The organism is Candidatus Acetatifactor stercoripullorum, assembly GCF_944382095.1.
Classification (GTDB): Bacteria; Bacillota; Clostridia; order Lachnospirales; family Lachnospiraceae; genus Acetatifactor; species Acetatifactor stercoripullorum.
This window is the reverse complement of the sequence record NZ_CALWMU010000006.1, coordinates 66,123-87,821: the sequence shown is the minus strand read 5'-3', so window position 1 is coordinate 87,821 and position 21,699 is coordinate 66,123. Positions and strand designations below refer to the sequence as shown.

General features: G+C 50.2%; 19 protein-coding genes and 1 pseudogene. 12 read left to right on the top strand and 8 right to left on the bottom strand.

From position 1 onward, the window contains the following. Positions 1-68 precede the first annotated feature (68 nt). The gene (locus tag SHK35_RS03180) at positions 69-929 is read left to right on the top strand and encodes a PepSY domain-containing protein (protein ID WP_318708541.1); all 861 of its coding nucleotides are present in this window, start codon (positions 69-71) and stop codon (positions 927-929) included. A gap of 19 nt (positions 930-948) precedes the next feature. After that, complete coding sequence (locus SHK35_RS03175; RefSeq protein WP_318703894.1) at positions 949-1,407, top strand: signal peptidase II; 459 nt, start codon at positions 949-951, stop codon at positions 1,405-1,407. 68 nt (positions 1,408-1,475) lie between these two features. Here the strand turns inward: SHK35_RS03175 and arcC are convergent, their stop codons facing one another. From arcC to SHK35_RS03155, 4 genes are all read right to left on the bottom strand, one after another. Further along, the gene (gene arcC / locus SHK35_RS03170) at positions 1,476-2,411 is read right to left on the bottom strand and encodes a carbamate kinase (RefSeq protein WP_318703892.1); all 936 of its coding nucleotides are present in this window, start codon (positions 2,409-2,411) and stop codon (positions 1,476-1,478) included. An 81-nt stretch (positions 2,412-2,492) separates the two neighbouring features. Continuing rightward, a complete protein-coding gene (gene aroA / locus SHK35_RS03165; protein WP_318708540.1) occupies positions 2,493-3,821 on the bottom strand; it encodes a 3-phosphoshikimate 1-carboxyvinyltransferase in 1,329 nt (442 codons plus the stop codon). Positions 3,822-3,833: 12 nt separating this feature from the next. Further along, complete coding sequence (locus SHK35_RS03160) at positions 3,834-5,225, bottom strand: uracil-xanthine permease family protein (RefSeq protein ID WP_318708539.1); 1,392 nt, start codon at positions 5,223-5,225, stop codon at positions 3,834-3,836. Positions 5,226-5,259: 34 nt separating this feature from the next. Then, positions 5,260-6,615, bottom strand: a complete 1,356-nt coding sequence (locus SHK35_RS03155) for an NCS2 family permease (protein WP_318703886.1) — start codon at positions 6,613-6,615, stop codon at positions 5,260-5,262. Positions 6,616-6,860: 245 nt separating this feature from the next. Here SHK35_RS03155 and cysK point away from each other — a divergent pair, with 245 nt between their 5' ends. Genes cysK through SHK35_RS03130 form a run of 5 tightly spaced genes read left to right on the top strand, consistent with a single transcriptional unit; the run spans position 6,861 to position 10,841 of the window. Beyond that, positions 6,861-7,820, top strand: coding sequence for a cysteine synthase A (cysK, locus tag SHK35_RS03150; RefSeq protein ID WP_318703884.1), 960 nt, complete (start codon positions 6,861-6,863; stop codon positions 7,818-7,820). 54 nt (positions 7,821-7,874) lie between these two features. Next, positions 7,875-8,885, top strand: a complete 1,011-nt coding sequence (locus tag SHK35_RS03145; RefSeq protein ID WP_318708538.1) for a methionine ABC transporter ATP-binding protein — start codon at positions 7,875-7,877, stop codon at positions 8,883-8,885. Next, the gene (locus tag SHK35_RS03140; protein ID WP_318703879.1) at positions 8,875-9,537 is read left to right on the top strand and encodes a methionine ABC transporter permease; all 663 of its coding nucleotides are present in this window, start codon (positions 8,875-8,877) and stop codon (positions 9,535-9,537) included. The genes SHK35_RS03145 and SHK35_RS03140 overlap by 11 nt, the downstream gene beginning before the upstream one ends. A gap of 20 nt (positions 9,538-9,557) precedes the next feature. Then, complete coding sequence (locus SHK35_RS03135) at positions 9,558-10,370, top strand: MetQ/NlpA family ABC transporter substrate-binding protein (RefSeq protein WP_318703877.1); 813 nt, start codon at positions 9,558-9,560, stop codon at positions 10,368-10,370. A gap of 24 nt (positions 10,371-10,394) precedes the next feature. Beyond that, entirely contained in the window at positions 10,395-10,841 is a 447-nt protein-coding gene (locus SHK35_RS03130) for an RrF2 family transcriptional regulator (protein WP_318708536.1), read from the top strand. 4 nt (positions 10,842-10,845) lie between these two features. On the opposite strand, the gene SHK35_RS03125 is transcribed toward SHK35_RS03130, so the two are convergent. After that, positions 10,846-12,744 carry a heavy metal translocating P-type ATPase gene (locus SHK35_RS03125; protein WP_318703873.1) on the bottom strand — a complete coding sequence of 633 codons (1,899 nt, stop codon included), beginning with the start codon at positions 12,742-12,744 and terminating at the stop codon, positions 10,846-10,848. Positions 12,745-12,939: 195 nt separating this feature from the next. On the opposite strand from SHK35_RS03125, the gene SHK35_RS03120 reads away from it, so the two are divergent. Continuing rightward, entirely contained in the window at positions 12,940-13,503 is a 564-nt protein-coding gene (locus SHK35_RS03120; protein ID WP_318703871.1) for a TetR/AcrR family transcriptional regulator, read from the top strand. A gap of 13 nt (positions 13,504-13,516) precedes the next feature. On the opposite strand, the pseudogene SHK35_RS03115 reads toward SHK35_RS03120, so the two are convergent. The 3 genes and pseudogenes from SHK35_RS03115 to SHK35_RS03105 form a co-directional block, all read right to left on the bottom strand. Further along, positions 13,517-13,850: pseudogene (locus SHK35_RS03115) on the bottom strand (arsenate reductase/protein-tyrosine-phosphatase family protein). Positions 13,851-13,887: 37 nt separating this feature from the next. After that, on the bottom strand, positions 13,888-15,030 hold the full coding sequence (locus SHK35_RS03110) for a hypothetical protein (RefSeq protein ID WP_318708534.1): 1,143 nt from the start codon (positions 15,028-15,030) through the stop codon (positions 13,888-13,890). 142 nt (positions 15,031-15,172) lie between these two features. Continuing rightward, the gene (locus tag SHK35_RS03105) at positions 15,173-16,192 is read right to left on the bottom strand and encodes a LacI family DNA-binding transcriptional regulator (protein WP_318708533.1); all 1,020 of its coding nucleotides are present in this window, start codon (positions 16,190-16,192) and stop codon (positions 15,173-15,175) included. A gap of 218 nt (positions 16,193-16,410) precedes the next feature. Between SHK35_RS03105 and xylB the strand changes: the two genes are divergently transcribed. The 4 genes from xylB to SHK35_RS03085 all read left to right on the top strand — a co-directional run bounded on the left by xylB (position 16,411) and on the right by SHK35_RS03085 (position 21,688). After that, on the top strand, positions 16,411-17,883 hold the full coding sequence (gene xylB / locus SHK35_RS03100) for a xylulokinase (RefSeq protein ID WP_318708531.1): 1,473 nt from the start codon (positions 16,411-16,413) through the stop codon (positions 17,881-17,883). A gap of 59 nt (positions 17,884-17,942) precedes the next feature. After that, positions 17,943-18,584, top strand: a complete 642-nt coding sequence (locus SHK35_RS03095) for a DUF4867 family protein (protein WP_318708529.1) — start codon at positions 17,943-17,945, stop codon at positions 18,582-18,584. Positions 18,585-18,649: 65 nt separating this feature from the next. Next, a complete protein-coding gene (locus SHK35_RS03090; protein ID WP_318703860.1) occupies positions 18,650-20,134 on the top strand; it encodes an L-fucose/L-arabinose isomerase family protein in 1,485 nt (494 codons plus the stop codon). A gap of 198 nt (positions 20,135-20,332) precedes the next feature. Then, positions 20,333-21,688, top strand: coding sequence for an MATE family efflux transporter (locus SHK35_RS03085; RefSeq protein ID WP_318708527.1), 1,356 nt, complete (start codon positions 20,333-20,335; stop codon positions 21,686-21,688). Positions 21,689-21,699 lie beyond the last annotated feature (11 nt).

The window sequence follows — 21,699 nt, the reverse complement described above, 5'->3', positions numbered from 1 at the left end:
TAATGTTGTTTTAATATTTGGTTTTTATAATAGGAGTTACAAAAGGAAAGAAGAGGAGATGAGACATTATGAAATTCTTGAAAAAACTTTTTGCAACCCCTGTGAGAGCCATCATTACCTGCTTCTGTATGCTGGCGGTGATCTGCATTGTAGGAATTGCCGCAGCGGTAAGCGTGATTACGAACAGTATTGAAAGGCAGGCTGGACTGGAAGCATCCAGAAGCACTCAGACAGTAGTGGCAGAGCAGAATACGGCGGCAAATCAAAGCCAGCCGGAACAGAGCACCATTACCAGCCAGACTCAGGGCACAGATCAGAGCGCAGCAGACCAGGCTCAGACTGCTGCACAGAGCAGCACTACAAACCAGGCACAGTCCTCGACTCAGAGCAGCACTGCAAATCAGGCACAGCCTTCCACTCAGAGCGCAGCTGCCAACCAGGCGCAGAGCGGCTCTCAGACAGCAGGCATTGGTCTGGAGGCCGCAAAGGAAATCGCCCTGGCGGATGCGGGACTGACTGCTGCTGACGTTACCTTTACCAAGGAAAGGTATGAGAGAGAGGATTTCGTATATGTATATGAGATAGATTTCTATACCTCCACGCAGGAGTATGACTATGAAATCAATGCAGATACAGGCGAAATTTACAGCAGGTCTGTGGAATCCTTCCAGACGGGAGCCCAGGTAAATACGGGCAGTGGGACAAACGCGAATCATTCCTATATTGGTGTGGATGCGGCAAAGTCTGCAGCGTTAAGCCATGCGGGAGTTTCCGCTGACAGCGCAACCTTTTCCAAGGCGAAGCTGGATAATGATGACGGACGCATGGAATATGAAATCGAATTCTATGCAGGTGGAATGGAATATGACTATACCATAGATGCCTTTGACGGCACAATTTTAGAGTATGACAGCGAGCGCTGGGATTGAATTTAGGAAAGGGCATACGATGACAATCTTGGGCTGTTTGGGAATTATATCAGGTATTTTTTTGGGAGACCTTTGGATCAAAAATAAAGTGGAGAAGAGCCTGGCAGAGGGCGAAACCAGAGAATTGTTTGGGGGAAGGCTTCTGCTTCGCAGGCATCATAACAGAGGGGCGGCGTTGAATTTCGGAGAGCGAAAGCGTCCTGTGATCGCTGCCCTTTCTCTTCTGTTAACGGCTTTTGCCCTGGGAGCGCTGCTCCTTAGTCTGGGACAGAAGGGAAACGGGATGCTGAAAGCGGGATTGTCCCTGCTTGTGGGAGGCGCCTTCAGCAACACTTACGACAGACTGAAAAGAAAGTATGTGGTGGATTATATCAGCTTTGGCGTAAAGTGGAAGGGACTTAGAAAAGTGGTGTTTAATGTATCGGATTTCTGCATTATAATAGGCGCGTTGCTGGCGGCTTTTGGGGCCGGGCGGTAACGCGCCTGTTTGAATCGGTTTTTGAACAAACAGCCTTTGGCCAGTCAGCCCTTGAGACAGCCTGCTTTTCAGGCTGTGATCAAAGTGCCTGTTTTCCCCTTTATGGCATCCTTGACACACTTCATGGAAGTGATGAGTACTCTGCCCTTTGGAACCTTTTGCAGATACTCCACAGCGGCTTCAATCTTGGGCAGCATGGTGCCTGCCTCAAACTGCCCTTCCGAGATGTATTGTCTGGCCTGATCAAGATTCATTGCAGAAATGGGTGTCTGATTCTGTGAGCCGAAATCTTTGTATACATGGTCTACAGAAGTCAGAATAATCAATTCGTCACAGGCAAGGTCTGCCGCAAGCTTTCCGGCGATGGCATCCTTTTCGATGACGGCGGAGGCTCCCTTCAGCGCGTTCTTCTGCTCGATAACGGGAATGCCGCCTCCTCCGCAGGCGATTACTACCTGATCAGCCTCGGCCAGGGTGCGGATGGCTTCGATTTCCACGATATCAATGGGCTTGGGAGCCGCTACCACCCGGCGGAAGCCTCTGCCGGGATATTCCTTCACATAATTGCCCTTTTTTAATTCGATCTCCGCATCCTCTTTGGACATATAACGTCCAATCACCTTGGTGGGCTCGTAAAAGGCCTCATCGTAGGGGTCCACGGTGACCTGGGTCAGTATGGTGCTGACCGGTTTGGAAATGCCCCGGCTTAAAAGCTCCGCCCGCAGTGAGTTTTGAATGTCATAGCCCACATAGCCCTGACTCATGGCGGAGCACACGCACATGGGCGCCGGCGTGTAATCAATATACACCCGGCGAAGCTCTGTCATGGCCTTGTGGATCATGCTGACCTGGGGACCGTTGCTGTGGGTGATGGTCAGCTGGTAATCCTCCTCCACCAGATCGGCCAGGGCCCTGGCGGTTATCTTGACGGCGTCCCACTGCTCTGTGGTGGTGTAGCCGAGAGCGTCATGTCCAAGGGAAACAACTACTTTCTTCTTACTCATAGAAATACCTCTCTGTCTCATCTGAAAATCTGTAAATATGAAATAAGTATACCATAATCTGAAAAAAGTGTATAGTGAAAATCAGTCCGCCGCAAGCTGGCGTATTACCTGATCCAGCACCTGAAAATAGGTTTCAAAGGTTTTGCGGCAGCAGCCGGGGTTGTCTATGATGATTCCCTCGCTGCGAAGGCCCGTCAGGGCAAAACCCATAGCCATCCGGTGGTCGTCGTAGGTGTGTATTAGAGCGGGCTTCGGCGTGCCAGGCCATATGGTGATGCTGTCCTGGTCCTCTCTGCAGCGGATGCCCATTCTGCCAAGCTCTGTACAGATAGCCTTCATACGGTCGCACTCCTGGAAACGGATGTGGCCAATGCCTGTGATGGTGGTGGGGCCGTCTGCAAAAGGGGCAATGGCGGCCAGAGTGATAGCCTGATCTGAGCAGGCGGACATATCAGCCTTGATCCCGTGAAAAACTCCCTGATCCGGCGGGACTACTAAAATTCCATCCTCGGTATCTTTTACGCCGCAGCCCATCTGTTCCAGAATCTTTAGGAAAGCTACATCCCCCTGCAGAGAATGAAAATGCACATGGCTTGTGATTACGGGAATCCCAAGAAGAGGCGCTAAAGCATAAAAATAGCAGGCGGCGGACACATCCGGTTCTATCCTGTAGTCAAGAGCCTGATAGCGCTGGCCCTTCTTAGTGAGAAAAAGCCCTGGCTTTGGCTGCAGCACCTGAACGCCGAACTGCTCCATCATTTTGCAGGTCATTTCGATGTAAGCCATGCCGTGGGAGCCTTCCACCTGAATGGAAAAATCCTCAGGGCAGAGGCAGGAGGAAATTAACAGAGCGCTTAAAAATTGGCTGCTGTGGCCGATGTGGATGGAAATGGAATTTTTGCCAAAGCCGTCTCCGCAAAGCGTGAAGGGGAAAAAGCCCCGCTCACCCTGATAGGTGATTTTACATCCCAGCTCCTCCAGGGAGGAAAGGAGGGGAGCCATGGGGCGTCTGCGCATCTGCCCGGAGGCATCCATATGGTAAATCCCCTTGGAAACGCCCAGACAGGCGGTGATAAAACGTGCCGCCGTACCTGCGCTTCCTACATACAGGGAAGCTTCCCCCTTGGGAATTTGGCCGCCCAGACCCGCTACCATGATCTCACAGGCATCCTCCCGGGCCACAGCCTCAAAGCCCAGAGACTGGACGCACTTCAGAAAATGTCTGGAATCGTCGGAAAACAGCGCACCCCGAAGGATGGACTGACCGGAGGCCAGGGTGGCTAAGAGCAGCGCCCGGTTTGTAATGCTTTTGGATCCGGGGACGCTTACTGTAAGGGGACCCCGGAACGAATTGTTCCTGCCCTGAAGTATTTTATACAGGGCAGGAACAGGATAAACGGAAAAATCCATAATAACTCCATTCTATTTTTCTTTTGGCTCACCGATGCTTAAGAGCAGATTTAAGAAAATTCCAAAGATAGCTGCTCCGGCAATACAAGGCACCTGAAGGCCAAAGAAGGGAATGTTGCCGCCGAAGGCATAGTTGCCGCCGATGCCGATCACCATGATGGATGCAATTACGGCAATGTTTTTGGAGGAGAACATGTCCACCTTCTTTTCGATCATGATGGCAATACCCTGGGCCGCAATGGCGCCGAACAGATAGATTTCAAGACCGCCGATGACTGCAAGGGGGATGCCGTAGATGATCTGAATCAAAGGGGTAAAGAAGCTGATCACCATGGCAATCACTGCAGCAACTGCCAAAACAGCGGTGGAAAATACCTTTGTAATGGCCATGGTGCTGATGTTCTCTCCGTAATTTGTGCCTGCGGGACCTCCCACAAAGCCGGAAATCATGTCGCAGATACCGTCACCGATCAGGTTGCGGTCCAAAAGGTCCGCCAGGTTGTATTTCTTATCCTTCCCCTTGCGCTTTGCCACATCGTTCACATAAATGTCCAGCTGGTACATATGGGCAGTGGACTCAGGTATGGTGGCAATGGCGATGGGCATAATGGCCGCGCAGGCCGTCCATGACACCTTGGGAAGAGAAAAGGCGGGCACGGCAAAGATGGAGCCGTCTCCCAGCTTCCAGACAGATGCCTCTAAAGCGGCAGCAGGCATGGCCCGGAATAAGTTTACATCCATAAAAAAGTAGGCTATGGCTGCAAAAACACAGCCGGTCAGGGCTCCCAGAAGAAGGGGAAGCTGGCCCAGAAAGCCCTTTAGATATTTGGAATAGAGAATGGTGGAGATCAGTGTGATCAACGCAACCACCAGCCACCAGCTGCCTTCTGCAGTCACACCCTCTGTGACGGGAACGGCGTCGCTTAAGGCGTTGCCTGCGAGGGTCAGGCCAATGATCATGGCCACGGGACCGGTCACCGAGGCGGGCAGAATGGTTTCCACCGCCTTTCGCCCGCAGAAGCGAACCAGCAGTCCGGCGGCAATGGAAATCAATCCCGAGAGAATAATGCCGAACTGAGCGTATTGAATGGCCTGCGTGGGAAGGATGCCGTCCACCTTGGTAAAGCCTTCAGCCGCACACATGCTGGAAATAGCAGTCAGGTAGGCAAAGCTGGAGCCGTAATAAAGGGGGATTTTGCGTCCTGTTATGAGAATGAAAAACAGGGTGGCAAGTCCGCTGGCAAAAATAGTGGTGGAAACCTGAAAGCCGGTTACCAGAGCCACTGTTACCGTAGCAGGGAACATGACGATCACCTGCTGAAGAGCATAAAGAATCAGCTTCCCGGGGCTGGGACATTCATCCGGCAGATAGCCCACCGCTGTATGATTTTTTTCTTTTTGCATGGAAGATATCTCCTTTTATAAATTTTGCGCGGGCTTACAGAAGCGCCAGCAGGACGAAATTCAGTACAAACAGAGCTGTGCATACCCACAAAAGGGGATGAATCTCCTTTGCTTTTCCCTTGCAGACCTTTACGATGCAGTAGAAAACGAAGCCTGCAGCAATACCATAGGAAATGCTGTAGCACAATGCCATAAAGATACCTGCAAAGAAAGCGGGAATGGCCTCGCCTAAGTCGTTCCAGTTGATTTCCTTGAAGGAGGAAACCATCATAATTCCTACAGCCACCAGGGCGGGAGCGGTTGCTGCAAAGGGAACCGCGCTGACAAAGGTGGCAAGAAATGCGGAGAGAGCAAAGCAGATGGCCACAACCACAGAGGTAAGGCCGGTGCGTCCCCCTGCAGCGATGCCGGAAGCGCTTTCTACAAAGGTAGTGGTGTTTGAAGTGCCGAATAAGGCGCCGATTGAGGTTGCCGTAGCGTCGGCAAACAATGCCTTGTCAAGTCTTGACTTAAAGCCGGCCTTGCTTTCCATCAGCTTCTCATCCTCCTCACTGAAGATGCCGCTGCGGCGTCCGGTTCCGATAAAGGTTCCCAGAGTATCGAAAGTATCGGAAATACTAAAGGAAAAGATGGTGATCAACACTAAGGGAAGCTTGGAGGCGTCCGAAAAGAGGCTTGTAATGCCGCCTTCCTTAAAAATAGCTAAAAAGGTGGTGGGCAGAGCCTGACAGGCCTCGGTAAAGCTGGTGGTGTCCTGGGGAGCGGTCACGCCGAAGGGAATACCTACCAAAGTAGTCACCACGATGGAAATCAGGATGGCTCCCTTTACATTCAGCACCAGAAGAATAATGGTGCAGGCAAGGCCGAACAGAAATACCAGGAAGGAAGGCTGATTTAATGTGGAGAGAGCGGGAACGCCGCCGTCAAAGTTGATGATGCCCACATTCAGCAGTCCTATATATGCCACGAAAATGCCGATGCCGCCGCCGATTGCGTTTTGAAGGCTGCGGGGAATGGACTTTATGATGTATTTGCGCACCTTGGTTACGGTTATAATGATATTAAGGATACCACAGATGAAAACCATGGAAAGAGCCTGCTGCCAGGTGAAACCGAGGCCGAAGCAGACCGTATAAACAAAAAATGCGTTCAGACCCATGCCGGGAGCCTGGGCATAAGGCACGTTGGCAACCAGACCCATCACCAGAGTGCCGATGATAGAGGCAATGATAGTTGCCAGAAAAACAGCGCCCCACTCCATTCCGGACTGCGACAGAATGCTGGGGTTGACGACAATGATGTAGGACATCGCAAAGAAAGTGGTGAGACCGGCCATGATCTCGGTAGAGACGCTGGTGCCGTTCTCTTTGAGCTTGAAGAACTTCTCCATGAGGACCTCCTTATAAGTAAAGTATTATTTTTCCCTAAATAATATCATAAATTTTTATAAAAATCTACAGGTTTGTCATTTTTTAAACAACCTATGGACCCATGATAATTTTCCTTGACAGCATGAAAAAAGCATAGTAACATTCCATTCATAGCATTCATAATAATCATATATAATTACTGGGAAATAACCGGAAAGAAGAAAAAGGTGCTGCGCAGCGTTTACGACGCGGAAAAGAGGAGAGTATGAGCAGAATATTTACAAAGAGCACACAGTTGATTGGAAAGACCCCGCTGCTTAGGGTGGAGAATTATATGAAGGACCAGAATATCACAGGGGTGGATCTTTTGGTGAAGCTGGAGTATCTCAACCCGGCGGGCAGCGTAAAGGACAGGGTTGCCCTGGCCATGGTGGAGGAAGCGGAAAAGAAGGGGATTTTAAAGCCGGGGGCGGTTATCATTGAGCCTACCTCGGGAAACACGGGCATTGGTCTGGCAAGTGTGGCTGCCGCCAAGGGCTACCGGACGATTTTGACTCTGCCGGATACGATGAGCGTGGAGAGAAGAACGCTCCTTGGGGCTTATGGCGCAGAGCTTGTGCTGACGGAAGGCGCCAAGGGAATGAAGGGCGCTATAGAGAAGGCGGAAGAACTTAAGAAAACCATCCCCGGAGCGGTGATCTTAGGACAGTTTGACAATCCTGCCAATCCGGCGGCCCATGCGGCGTACACGGGTCCTGAGATATGGGAGGACACGGATGGAAAGGTAGATATTTTCGTGGCGGGCGTGGGCACCGGCGGAACCATCACGGGCGTGGGAGCTTATCTCAAGGCAAAGAATCCGGGGATCAGGGTGGCAGCAGTGGAGCCTGCGGATTCTCCTGTGCTGTCAGGCGGAAAGCCGGGCCCCCACAAGCTGCAGGGAATCGGAGCGGGATTTGTTCCTTCTATATTAAATACCCGGGTGTATGATGAAATTATCACGGTGACGACGCAGCAGGCCTACGAGGCGGGGCGGCTTTTGGCCCATAGAGAAGGCATTTTAGTGGGGATTACCTCCGGGGCGGCCCTTTACGCTGCGGCTAGTCTGGCTAAGCGTCCGGAAAACGGGGGAAAGACCATTGTGGCTCTTTTGCCTGACTCCGGAGACCGTTATCTGTCCACACCCATGTTTACACCAGAGCAGGCTTATGATAAAATGCAGTAAAATCGTGAAGCTGTAATGGGTGTGCCCTAAAGCCCATAGGAAGGATACAAGCGTATGGAAACCATGATTCGGATTGAAAATGTCACCAAGACCTTTAGCGGGCGGGAGGGTAAGGTAGAAGCATTAAAGGGCATCAGCCTATCCATCAATAAGGGTGAGATTTACGGGATTATCGGCATGAGCGGAGCCGGAAAATCCACATTGGTGCGGTGCCTGAATTTTCTGGAGAAGCCGACCACGGGGACGGTTTTTATAGAGGATCAGGATTTGTCGTCTCTGGGAGAGAGGAGGCTTCGCGAGGTACGCACAGATATTGCCATGATCTTTCAGCATTTTAACCTGCTCATGCAGAGAAATGTGCTGGATAATGTGTGTTTTCCCATGGAGATCAGAGGAGAAAAAAAGGCCCAGGCCAGAAAAAGAGCCATGGAGCTTTTGGAGATTGTGGGTCTTACGCAAAAGGCGGAGAGTTATCCCGCCCAGCTGTCGGGCGGACAAAAGCAGAGGGTGGCTATCGCCAGGGCTTTGGCCAACAATCCCAAGATACTTTTGTGCGACGAGGCTACCAGCGCCCTGGACCCGACGACTACCAAGGCGATTCTTAAGCTTTTGCAGGAGATTAACAAAAAATATGGAATTACCATGGTCGTTATCACCCACGAGATGACGGTGGTGCAGGAAATCTGTACCCATGTGGCTATTATTGACGCAGGAGAGCTGGTGGAGAAGGGAACCGTGGAGGAGGTGTTTTCCAACCCTCAGACAGCGGCGGCCAGAAGGCTTGTGTTTATGGCAGACAAGCCCACGGAAAAAATGAAGGGGAAACGCTGTATCCGTATTGTGTTTGACGGAAAATCCTCCTTTGAGCCTGTGATCGCCAATATGATTCTGGAATGCCGGGCGCCCGTGAATATTCTGATGGCGGACACCAAGGACATCGGGGGCATTGCCTATGGACAGATGGTCCTGCAGCTGCCGGAGGATGATACGGCGGCGGAAAGGATGATACGCTTTTTGCAGGAGAGAAAACTTACGGTAAAGGAGCTGGATTCTTATGTGGAATAATGCAACGGTGATGATGCTGGCGGAGGGAACCCTGGTTACCCTTTATATGACATTGGTGTCTACTCTGTTTGCCTACATTTTGGGGCTGCCTATGGGGATTGCCCTGGTGCTTACCGCCAAGGAGGGGCTCAGGCCCAATCAAATCATATATAAGCTGCTGGATACGGTGGTGAATGTGGTGAGAAGTATCCCATTTTTGATTTTATTGATCCTTGTGATTCCGCTGACCAGGGCTATTGTGGGCCAGAGCTATGGCGCAACGGCAACCATTGTGCCCCTGACCCTTGCGGCGGCTCCTTTTGTAGCCAGGATGGTGGAGTCCTCGCTGCTGGAGGTGGACAAGGGGGTCATTGAAGCGGCTCAGAGTATGGGAGCGGGACTTTGGACCATTGTCTGGAAGGTGATGCTGGGCGAGGCAAGGACTTCCCTGATTGTGGGAGGAACCATTGCCCTGGGAACCATCCTGGGGTATTCGGCCATGGCGGGAGCCGTGGGAGGCGGCGGTCTGGGAGATATTGCCATCCGGTATGGCTACCATCGCTATCAGACGGATATCATGCTGGTGACAGTGGTGCTTTTGGTGCTTCTGGTACAGATCCTGCAGTATGTGGGCACAAAGCTGTCTAAAAAGCTGGATAGACGTTTGAAATAGAAAGAATGAGGAGGCAAATTATGAAAAAGAAGATTTTGGCCCTGGCTGCGGTGGCAGTGCTGGGCACAGGCGTACTTGGAGGCTGCGCGGGAACGGAGACGGACGACAAGACCATCAGGGTGGCGGCGTCGGCAGTTCCTCATGCGGAAATTTTGGAGCAGGCAAAGCCCCTTTTGGAGGAACAGGGCTATACCCTGGAGGTGCAGATTTTTGACGATTATGTGCAGCAGAACAATGTGGTGGATTCCGGAGAATTTGACGCAAACTACTTTCAGCATGTGCTTTATCTGGAAAGCTACAATGAGGAGAGGGGAACGAACCTTGTAAGTGCAGGATATATTCATTATGAGCCCTTTGGTCTGTATCCCGGAACCCAGACGGATACTTCCAATATGGAGGGTGCTACCATTGCGGTGCCAAACGATACGTCAAATGAAGCGCGGGCGCTGCTGCTTTTACAGGAAAACGGCTATATCACCCTGAGAGAGGGCGCGGGACTGAACGCAACGGTAAACGACATTGTGGAGAATCCTTATAATATTGAGATCGTGGAGCTGGAAGCGGCTCAGATTCCCAGAATGCTTTCTGAGGTGTCCTTTGGCATCCTTAATGGCAATTATGCAATGCAGGCGGGCATGACGGTTGCTGAGGATGCGCTTTTGTATGAGAGCAGCCAGTCGGAGACCGTAGCCAATTATGTGAATGTGGTGGCGGTAAAGGAAGGAAATGAGGAGCTGGAAAAGATTAAGGCTCTTGTGGAGGCTCTGCAGTCGGATACCATCAGACAGTATATCCTGGACAACTATAACGGGGCGGTCATTCCCTACACATAAACCGGATAAAAAAGGAATGGTAACATGAAAATATCAACAAAGGGCAGATATGCGGTGCGGGTTATGCTTGACCTGGCGCTGCACGATACGGGAGAATGTATCAAGGTAAGGGAAATTGCAGAGCGTCAGAATATTTCTGAAAAGTATCTGGAACAGATCATTTCTGTGCTGAATCGGGCCGGATGCGTAAAAAGCGTGCGGGGAGCCAGAGGCGGCTATCGCATCGCCAAGAATCCGGAGGAATACACGGTGGGAATGATACTGCGCCTGACGGAAGGCTCCCTTGCCCCTGTAGCCTGCCTGGATGAAAAGGCTGATGAATGCCGGATGTGCGATATCTGCGAGACTCTTGGCGTCTGGAAGGAGCTTTATGCCGCCATCAATCAAGTGGTAGACAATGTGACTATCGCCGATCTGGTAAAGCGGCATAAAGAGAGAAACGGCACGATTACCCGGGGCAAGAATTACTGATATTCTAGGATTCAAACTTTCGGTCATACAACAGTGCCGCAATCAACACAACAAAGCAGGAGCCTGCGTTATGCACCAATGCTCCGGTTGTTGGCGTCAAAACCTCCATCAGGGAAAGTACAATGGCCGCAAAATTGATACACATAGACAAAGTGATACTTGCTTTAATCGTCTTAACTGTAGCATTGGACAGCCGTTTTAAATATGGGATTTTTGAAATATCATCGCTCATCAGGGCAATATCTGCGGCCTCCACTGCGATGTCGCTTCCCATGCTGCCCATTGCTACACTTACATCCGCAGTTTTTAAAGCAGGTGCGTCGTTGACGCCGTCGCCAATCATGCAAACCTTGTGATTTTTATTTTGCAAATCCTCAATGCTTAGCACCTTTTCTTCCGGCAGCAGCTCTGCCCGGACTTGGGAGATGCCAGCCTGGTGGGCAAAGTAATTTGCCGTTTTTTTATTGTCGCCCGTCAGCAGCACCACTTGCGTCTGCATGGCAGCTAAACGGGAAACCATATCCTTTGCTTCAGGGCGCAGCACATCCGAAAGGGCAATCACACCAAGACATTTTTTTTCGTCCGCTACCAGAATAGACGCTTTTCCCTGTGCCCTCAGCCGGTCTAATACAGATTGAATATCCCTGTCAATGGAAATTCTGTTTTCAATCAGGAATTTTTCATTTCCGCAAAGCAATTTGAAGCTTTCAACCTCTGCATAAATACCCTTGCCGGTTGTCATCTTAAAGGAAGCTGATTCTGTAATTTCAGCTTCTTTTGATTTTGCATAAGCCACAATTGCTTTTCCCAGCGGGTGCTCGCTTTTTGCTTCGGCGGATGCTGCCAGAGAAAGCAGCTTGGTTTCGTCGATAGAATCGTCGAATGAAAGAATATCGCTTACATCCATGCGCCCGTAGGTCAGCGTACCGGTTTTGTCAAATGCGATCGTATCTACTTTTCCCATTTTTTCAAGAGCTTCACCGGATTTGATGATTACGCCGTGCTTTGTTGCCTGCCCGATTGCCGCCATAATGGCGGTAGGTGTTGCAAGCACAAGCGCACAAGGGCAGAAAACAACCAGCACTGTCACGGCAGTAACGATATTTCCCGAAAAGATGTAGGCTCCAATAGCAATAGCCAGAGCCACCGGCACCAGCCAGCTTGCTGCTCTGTCTGCCAGACGCTGCATGGGAGCCTGCTTATTCTCCGCATCCTGCACCATGCGGATCAGTTTCTGAAGGGAGCTGTCCTCGCCAACTTTTGTTGCAGAAATATCAATGGAGCCAAAGCGGTTGATGGTGCCGCAGTAGACTTCCTCGCCCACGCCTTTGTCTACAGGCAGGGATTCGCCTGTCATGATGGACTGGTCAACCGATGTTTCGCCACTTATAATTTTGCCGTCTGCCGGTATGGTTTCACCAGGGAGGATACGCAGAATATCTCCCTGTCTGATCTCTTCTGCCGATATCATTTCTTCCTTGCCGTCCTTCAGCCTGCGCCCACTGGAAGGCGTAAGCTGAATCAGCGTTTTTAATCCCTTTTTTGCCCGGTTGGTGGTGGCTTCCTCCAAAAGCGCTCCAATGGCCATAATAAATACGACCTCACCGGCTGCAAACAGGTCGCCGATATAGATTGCTGCAAACATCGCAATACATATCAACAGAGCAGACGAAATTTTTCTGATACCGGGATTATGAATGATTCTCCATATGGCAAGATACAAAAGGGGAATGCCGCTGATAATTATGGTTATCCACGCAGGATCAAATGGAAGAAAGGGCAGATGTATTGCCTCGCCGCCAAATTCCGCTGTCAAGTGAGGAACCAAATCCAAAAGCAGGAATACACCGGCGACAATCGTCATGGGAAGTCCGGCTAAAAAATCAACGAATTTCTTTAACATAGGGATGCCTCCAATCCGTACAGTTTTTATACAGTTTCACTCTTGACGGGCACCTGTATTTACTGTACTATGAATTTCATAGCGTACATATTGTTCTTTTTTTATTGTAGGTAACCAGCCAGTGAAATACAAGAGATAATATCAAGCTTGTATTTCGTATGGAACATTTTCAAAAAAATGTACGGAAGGAGTTATATGGACAGAAGGCAACAGAAAACAAGATCGGCCATCTTTGCAGCATTCGGCGCTCTTTTGGCACAGAAAAGTTATAGTAAAATTACAGTACAGGAAATCATAGATACCGCCAATGTGGGACGGACGACTTTTTATGCTCATTTTGAAGCAAAGGACGATTTACTGAAAGCTCTATGTGAGGAGCTGTTCGGACATATTATCAACAGCGCCATGGATTGTACCCATACTCACGGGCTGTATTCGGAACAAAACGCACCGGAATCCGTATTCTGCCATTTGTTACAGCATTTGCAGGAAAATGAAAACAATATTCTCGGCTTGCTTTCCTGTGAAAGCAGCGAGCTCTTCCTGCGGTATTTTAAAGACAGTTTAAACGATTTGATACGAAACCAATTTGTGAATCAAAACCGAAGAAACAATCAAGATATACCACAGGATTTTCTTATCAACCATATCTCCGGCAGCTTTGTGGAAATGGTTCTATGGTGGCTGAAAGACAAGAAAAAACACACGCCGGAGGAATTAGACAGCTATTTCCGTGCAGTCATTGAGCCCATTTTATGAAAAAAATTCCCATTTACAAATGCGCCTGGGCGGCGTACGTTTTTATTTTTTGGGCGATTTCTTCAATGACCTGCACAAAGCATTCATCGCTCTTGCCTGTCGGATCAGGAAGCCCCCAGTTATCGTCAAATGCTCTGCCAATATAGGGACAGCCCACATCACACCCCATTGAAATGGCAATATCGGGCGTGGGGATTTTATCAATCGTCTTGCTGTATTGGCTTTGTTTCTGTTCCGGCAGAATAGAAATCAAACTTATCTCCCGCCAAATGCTTGCCGAGCGCTTCCGCAATCTGACTGCGGCAGGAGTTGTGCACGCAGATAAAAGCTACCTTTTTCTTATTCATCGTTCAGCTCCCCAGCCGCTTACTTGCCATCCCTATGTCAGGACTGGTATTCAAAAAGGGCGTTTTCAAAGGACAGTGTGTCAATCAACTGCTTTTTGCCTGAAACCCTTCTGTAAATCTGGATGGTTCCGTATCCATCTCCTCCGCCCAACAGTGTGGGAGACGGCTTTGCGCCCTCCGGCGTCTCATAGCGAAGGGGCATCATCCCATCTTTTCTGCAGCAGCCCGAAATGCGGATCACGGCATCCTTGTTTTGGGCATTGATGTGCCAGAGATAGCGCTTGTTGGTCTCCTTCATCTTCCATTTTGAGCGGCAGAAGCTTCCGGGTTTGGCGAAAAGAAATTCAAAGTCCTCTCCCATGTAGGTGAGCTGAATCATCAGCCGCCGCTTTAGGGTAAAACACAAAAAACGAGGGCAGCAGCCATCAATGGCCAGCGCAGAATGCTTCAGCTCTCTGCCGGTGCGCTCACTGGTAAGACGGCAGGAGGAAAGCTGAAACCAGGGGTGATTGTAATTCCGTCCCCAATGCTTATCAGCATATCCACAGCTGCTTTCCGGCTCCACCCGGTAAAGGCTTCCGTCCAAAATCACATGCCCCCGGTAGAAGGTGCGTATGCCTTCTCCATGCCAAAAGCTGTTCAATGCGTGCAAAGCTGTAAAAAAGGCGCTGGAGAGAATGCCGGTGTGGCAGGAAACTGCTTTGTGCACTTCTAAATCCCATTCCATGCTGCCGGCGTCTGTCATAAGGCTGCGGTGCCTGGCCTCCTGCTTTGTGACGTCTACGAAGCCGGAAATATGATTTTCGCTGTAGAAGCAATCTTCAATCTGCATCACAAGAGGCTTTCCCGTAGCCTTCAGGGAGGAGATAGGATAGAAGGCATGGAGCTCCCTGCCGGGAAGCTTTTCTGTGTCCGAAGAAGCCTTGCCTGGGAAAACGCCGGCCTTTATCATCACATAAGAAGGCTTCAGGCCTCTCTTTTTAAAATAAGGATGCTGGCCTAAAATAGGCTGATCGCTTCCAAGCCCCGGATTTATGATAAAATATTCCACAAAAAAGGTGCGGGATTCCCCTGTTTCCTCCTGTGTACCCACAAAGGAATGCCACCACCGCAGGTATCCGCGCCGGGCATAAGAGCCGCCCGGCATATAAGCGTTTCTATCTAAATCCGATTTGTTCATTGGTAAATCAATTCTCCCCGAGCCTTCTGTCATTGGTTGCTTGAAATGGTACAGACCTATATTTCGTAGTCATTGTACCTATTATAATACAAGATATAGTGAATGACAATAGTGTCGGAGAAATCTTAAGAAATAAAACAGCTTATATATTCTCACGAATCCGGATGTCTACCGCTACATAGTTGTACTCCTTTTCCGGACGCTCCCCGGTGGTCAGATAGGCGAATAAAAGCGCGAGGGGCTTGCTGCCCTGGATTTTGGGCTGCTGGCAGATGATGGCCGAAATGGTGCCGTCAGCCACCAGCTCTTTCGTGGTGGGCACCTTGTCAAAGGCCACAATGCAGATATGGTTCTTGCGGTTTAAGGCACATACGCTTCGGCAGCCCCCGTACACGCCTCCTGCTGCAAAAAAAAGCGCGTTGATTTCAGGATGCGCCTGCAAAAGGGCCGTAGTCTTTTCGTAGCTTTCAATCTCATCATCGTGAACCTCTATGATTTCCGTAATGTGTATGTGATCCTGCCAGGGGCGGAGTGTCTCTGTAAACCCGGCAATCCGCTCTGTGTGGCAGAGTATGCCGGAGGAGCCGGTGACAATTCCCACATGCACCTCTCCATGGGTCATAAGCCGAAGAAGCCCGGCGGCGGTTGCGCCGCTTTTGGTGTAATTGCTCCCCACGTAGGCAAGCCGTTTGGAATTTTCGATATCGGTGTTAAAGGTCACCACAGGAATGCCTCTTTCGGAAAGTGCATTGATGCTCTGACGGATGCGTTCGTCGTTGCAGGGAGCCATGGCAATGCCGTTCACCTCCTGCGCCACAAGCTCCTCCATGGCCTGAAGCTGTGCCTCCGGGTTCAAAGGGATCTGGCGGATCAAAACAGTGCAGTTGTAGCCCTCCAGTTCCTGTGCCTTTTCATTGGCCCCCTCCAGCACATCTATAAAAAAGGGATTATCCAGAGAAAAGAGAATCATTCCAAGCTTCAGCTTTTTCTTCTGGGCGGCAAGCACCAGCCCCGCGCGGTTTGGCTTATAATCCAGCGCCTTTGCAATTTCCCTGATCTTTGCGGCGGTGGCGGGATTTACCGCGCCCCGGTTGTTTAAGACCCGGTCAACAGTTCCTCTGGAAACGCCTGCAAGCGCAGCGATCTCTTTGATGGTTGCCATAGGAATCACCTCCTGATTTGCTGTTTCATTAACAAGGTAACATAAATGAAAAAGGAAGTCAACGTGTTCGAGCACAGTTTGGGATTCGTCACTTTCAACAAAAAAGAGACTTTCAAATTTGACATTTTCATGAAAATCATTTCAGCTATTGATTTTTTATTGAGAAACCTTTATGATTAAAGTGGTGTGCACGAGCACGATTAGAGAGGAGCAGATTTATGCTGTATATAGGCGTTGATTTGGGAACATCGGCGGTGAAGCTGCTTTTGATGGACAGCGATGGGAAGATTCAAAATATTGTATCTAAGGAGTATCCTTTGTATTTTCCCAATCCCGGCTGGTCCGAGCAAAGGCCCGAGGATTGGTATGATCAGACCATGGAAGGCATCAAGGAGCTTCTGCAGGAGGCAGACAAAAGCAAGGTGGCCGGTATCAGCTTTGGCGGACAGATGCACGGTCTGGTGATTCTGGACAAGGAGGATCGGGTAATCCGCCCGGCGATTCTGTGGAATGACGGCAGGACCGGGAAGGAGACGGATTATCTCAATGAGGTGATCGGCAGGGAAAAGCTGTCCCAGTATACTGCCAATATTGCTTTTGCAGGCTTTACGGCGCCCAAGCTTTTATGGGTGAGAAAAAATGAGCCGGACAACTTTGAGAAAATAGAAAAGATCATGCTGCCGAAGGATTACATAGCTTACCGGCTGACGGGGATACACTGTACGGACGTGTCGGACGCTTCGGGTATGCTGCTGTTTGATGTGAAGAACCGCAGATGGTCTCAGGAGATGTGCGATATCTGCGGCATATCCATGTCTAAACTGCCGCAGTGCTTTGAGAGCTATGAGCCTGTGGGCAGGGTGCGTCCTCAGATTGCAAAGGAGCTTGGAATTCCCGAAAATGTGATTGTTGCGGCCGGAGCCGGAGACAATGCGGCGGCGGCTGTGGGCACAGGCACAGTGGGGGATAATAAATGTAATATTTCCCTGGGCACCAGCGGAACCATATTTATTTCCTCCCAAAATTTCAGGGTTGACAGTCATAACGCCCTTCATTCCTTTGCTCATGCCGACGGCAGCTATCATTTGATGGGCTGTATGCTCAGCGCAGCTTCCTGCAACAAATGGTGGATGGATGAGATTCTGGGCACAGGCGATTATGGAAAGGAGCAGGCGGCAATCAAAAATCTGGGCCGTAATCATGTATTTTTCCTGCCCTACCTGATGGGAGAACGCTCCCCTCATAACGACCCCGATGCAAGAGGCGTTTTTTTGGGGATGACCATGGACACAACCAGAGCGGATATGACCCAGGCAGTGTTAGAGGGTGTTGCCTTTGCGCTGCGGGATTCCCTTGAGGTGGCAAAATCTCTGGGAATTCATTTGGAACGCACTAAGATATGCGGGGGCGGAGCCAAAAGTCCTTTGTGGAGAAAAATGATCGCCAACATACTGAATCTGAAGGTGGACGCCATTGAGAGCGAGGAGGGGCCTGCTTTGGGAGGGGCCATGCTGGCAGCGGTAGCCTGCGGCGAGTATGCAAGCGTTGAAGAGATTGCGGACAAGGTGGTGAAGGTCACAGAAACCATCCTGCCCGAGCCTGAGCTGGCGCAAAGATACGATGAGCGGTACGCACAGTTTAAAGAAATCTATCCCGCCTGCCGCCCTGTATTTGCTCTTTTAGCCAAATAGCTGCCAAGGTCACGAAACTGGTCATAATAACCAAAAAAGAAAAGAAAGAGGTGGATTCCATGAAAATTCTGTCAGTTACGGATCAGGCCTTTCGGAAATACGGAAGGGTCATCCAGAACGTGGATTTTGGGGAGCTTGTGGAAGCGCTGAAAAAGATGCCGATTCCCCAGGATGTGGTTTATGAGCCCAGTGTGGAGGCCCTTGAAGAGCTCCCTGTGAAAGCGGAGCTGACGAAGGCTGTCTTTGGGGAGATACCCATTCAGATCGGCTACTGCAATGGACACAATTCTTTGTTAAACGCGTTGGAATATCACAGAAGCTCGGAGATTAATGTGGCAGCCCGGGATGCGGTGCTCATGCTGGGATGCCAGCAGGATGTGGAGGAGGATTTTACCTATGACACCTCCCTGGTGGAGGCGTTTTTGGTACCTGCGGGCACTGCTGTGGAGCTGTACGCCACTACCCTGCACTATGCGCCCTGTGGTGTGGATGGAAAGGAATTTCAGGTGGCAGTGGTGCTTCCCAGAAAGACCAATTATCCACTGGAGGAGAAGCATGCCCATTTGGAGCAGGGAAAGGCTTTGGATGAGGACGCTTTGCTTACCGCAGTGAACAAATGGCTTATCGGCCATGAGGAGGGTGGTCTTGAACCGGGCTGCTTTCTGGGTCTGAAGGGGAAAAACCTGAATATCAATGATTGAAGGGAAAGCTGTTTCCCGGGAAAAGAATTTCCTGATAAAAGGAATTCAGATAGGAGGAATGGAAAATGAATAATCTGCCAGAAGTAAAAGTAGGAATTGTTGCGGTGAGCCGGGACTGTTTTCCCGAGAGCCTGTCCGTCAACAGAAGAAAGGCATTGGTAAAGGCTTACGCCGATCAGTATGGTATGGAGGGGATTTACGAGTGCCCTGTCTGCATTGTGGAAAGTGAGATTCATATGGTGCAGGCTCTTGAAGATATCAAGGCGGCCGGATGCAACGCCCTGTGCGTTTATCTTGGAAACTTCGGGCCTGAAATTTCTGAGACACTGCTTGCAAAGCATTTTGACGGTCCGGCTATGTTCATTGCAGCTGCGGAGGAGACCCAGAACGATCTGGTGGGCGGCCGCGGCGACGCATACTGCGGTATGCTCAATGCAAGCTACAACTTAAAGCTGCGCAATGTAAAAGCTTATATTCCTGAAAATCCCGTTGGCACAGCGAAAGAGTGCGCGGACATGATTCATGAATTTCTGCCCATCGCAAGGGCAATCATAGGACTGCATGATTTAAAGATCATATCCTTTGGCCCAAGGCCCTTGAATTTCCTTGCCTGCAACGCTCCCATCAAGCCCCTTTATGATCTGGGCGTAGAGATCGAAGAAAACTCCGAGCTGGATTTGTTTGAGGCCTTCCACAAGCATGATGGAGACGAGAGAATTCCCGCAAAGGTAAAGGAAATGGAGGAAGAGCTGGGCGCAGGCAATTTAAAGCCCGAGGTACTGCCTAAGCTTGCCCAGTATGAGCTGACTTTGCTTGACTGGGTGGAGGAGCACAGGGGCTATCGCAAATACGTTGCCATTGCCGGAAAATGCTGGCCTGCATTCCAGACCCAGTTTGGCTTTGTCCCCTGTTATGTGAACAGCCGTCTTACCGGTATGGGTATCCCTGTCTCCTGCGAGGTGGATATTTACGGCTGCTTAAGCGAATTTATCGGCTCCTGTGTAAGTCAGGATGTGGTAACGCTGTTAGATATTAATAATACCGTTCCCGACGATATGTATGAGGAATCCATCAAAGGCAAATTCAACTATACGCATAATGACACCTTCATGGGCTTCCACTGCGGCAACACGAACACAAAGAAGCTTACCTCCTGCAGCATGAAGTATCAGATGATCATGGCTAGAAATCTTCCCGAGGAGGTGACCCAGGGTACTTTGGAGGGAGATATCATTCCCGGGGATATTACCTTCTACCGCCTGCAGTCCACCGCAGACTGTAAGCTGAGGGCATACATAGCCCAGGGAGAGGTGCTTCCTGTGGCTACAAAGTCCTTTGGAGGCATCGGTGTGTTTGCGATTCCTGAAATGGGACGCTTCTACCGCCATGTGCTTATTGAGAAGAATTACCCTCATCACGGCGCGGTGGCCTTCGGCCATTTTGGAAAGGCTCTCTATGAGGTATTTAAGTATATCGGCGTTCCGGTTGAGGATTTGAATTTCAATCAGCCTAAGGGCATGCGGTATCCTACGGAAAATCCTTTCGCATAAGAAAGAAACTTCGTGGAGGTTTTATGATGCTTCCACGAAGTTTTTTTTCTGTAAAAATCACAGCAAAATACTACATAAAACAGGCTGATTTTAGCAAAAAAACACATTGCAGTTTTCCCTTGCTGCGTTTATACTCTGATACGCAATAAAGAAGAACAGCCAGGTTTTGAAATCCGGCTTTTGGGAGGAAGAAGTGTTATGACGAAGGATATGACAAAGGGAACGCCCATGAAATTGATACTGGGATTTTCCGTGCCCCTGTTGTTCGGGTTTTTGTTTCAACAGTTTTATAATCTGGTGGATACGGTGATTGTTGGGAAATTTCTGGGTGTGGATGACCTGGCGGCGGTAGGCTCCACCGGCTCTGTGAACTTTTTGGTGATCGGCTTCTGTATGGGGGTGTGCAATGGATTTTCCATTCCGGTTTCTCACAAATTCGGTGCGGGAGACTACACGGGAATGCGCAGGTATGTGGCCAACTGCATGTGGCTGGGCATAGGCTTTGCGGCGGTGATGACTGTGGTCACCACGGTTTTCTGCCGGGATATTCTGGTGCTTATGAAAACCCCGGAGAATATTCTGGATGGGGCGTATGCCTATATCTGGGTGATCTTTCTGGGAATTCCCACCACCTTTTTATATAACATTGTCTCCGGCGTCATCCGGGCGCTGGGAGACAGTAAGACGCCGGTTATTTTTCTGGTGCTGTCCTCCATTGTGAACGTGGCGCTGGATCTTTATTTTATTATCAATCTGCATATGGGAGTGGCGGGAGCAGCCTGGGCCACTGTGATTGCCCAGGGAGTTTCCGGCTTGAGCTGCCTTATTTTTATGATTAAGAAATTTGAAATTCTGCGCATCAGAAAGGGAGAGTGGGCTGCGGACTCCCATATGATGGGGGTGCTGTGCGGCATGGGAATTCCCATGGGGCTGCAGTATTCCATCACGGCCATCGGCAGCGTTGTGCTGCAGGCGGCGGCTAATACCCTGGGGTCAGGAGCCGTTGCCGCCATGACGGCTGCAGGCCGTATCGGTAACTTTCTCGCATGCCCCTTTGACGCTATGGGCTCCACCATGGCTACCTACGGGGGACAGAATGTGGGGGCCGGAAAGCTGGAGCGTCTGGGACAGGGACTTAAGTCCTGTGTGCTTCTGGGCGCGGGCTATTCGGTGATTGCCTTTGTCATCAGCATTTTCTTAGGCCGTCCTCTTGCAGTTTTATTTATGGATGGCTCGGAAACCGCCATTATTGCCGATGTCAGGCTGTTTCTTCTTTTGAACACGCTGTTTTATTTTCCGCTGGCGCTGGTGAATATCATCCGGTTTTTGATACAAGGCATGGGATTTCCCAAATTTGCCATTCTGGCGGGAGTTTTTGAGATGATTGCCAGAGCGGCGGCAGGCTTTCTTTTGGTTCCTGTGCTGGGCTTTACCGGGGTATGCCTGGGAAGCCCTATTGCATGGATTATGGCGGACGCCTTTTTAATTCCGGCCTACTTCCATGTGAGCAGGAAGCTGCAGAGGAAATTCGAGCCGGCTGGCGCCGCCGCATAATGACACAGTGG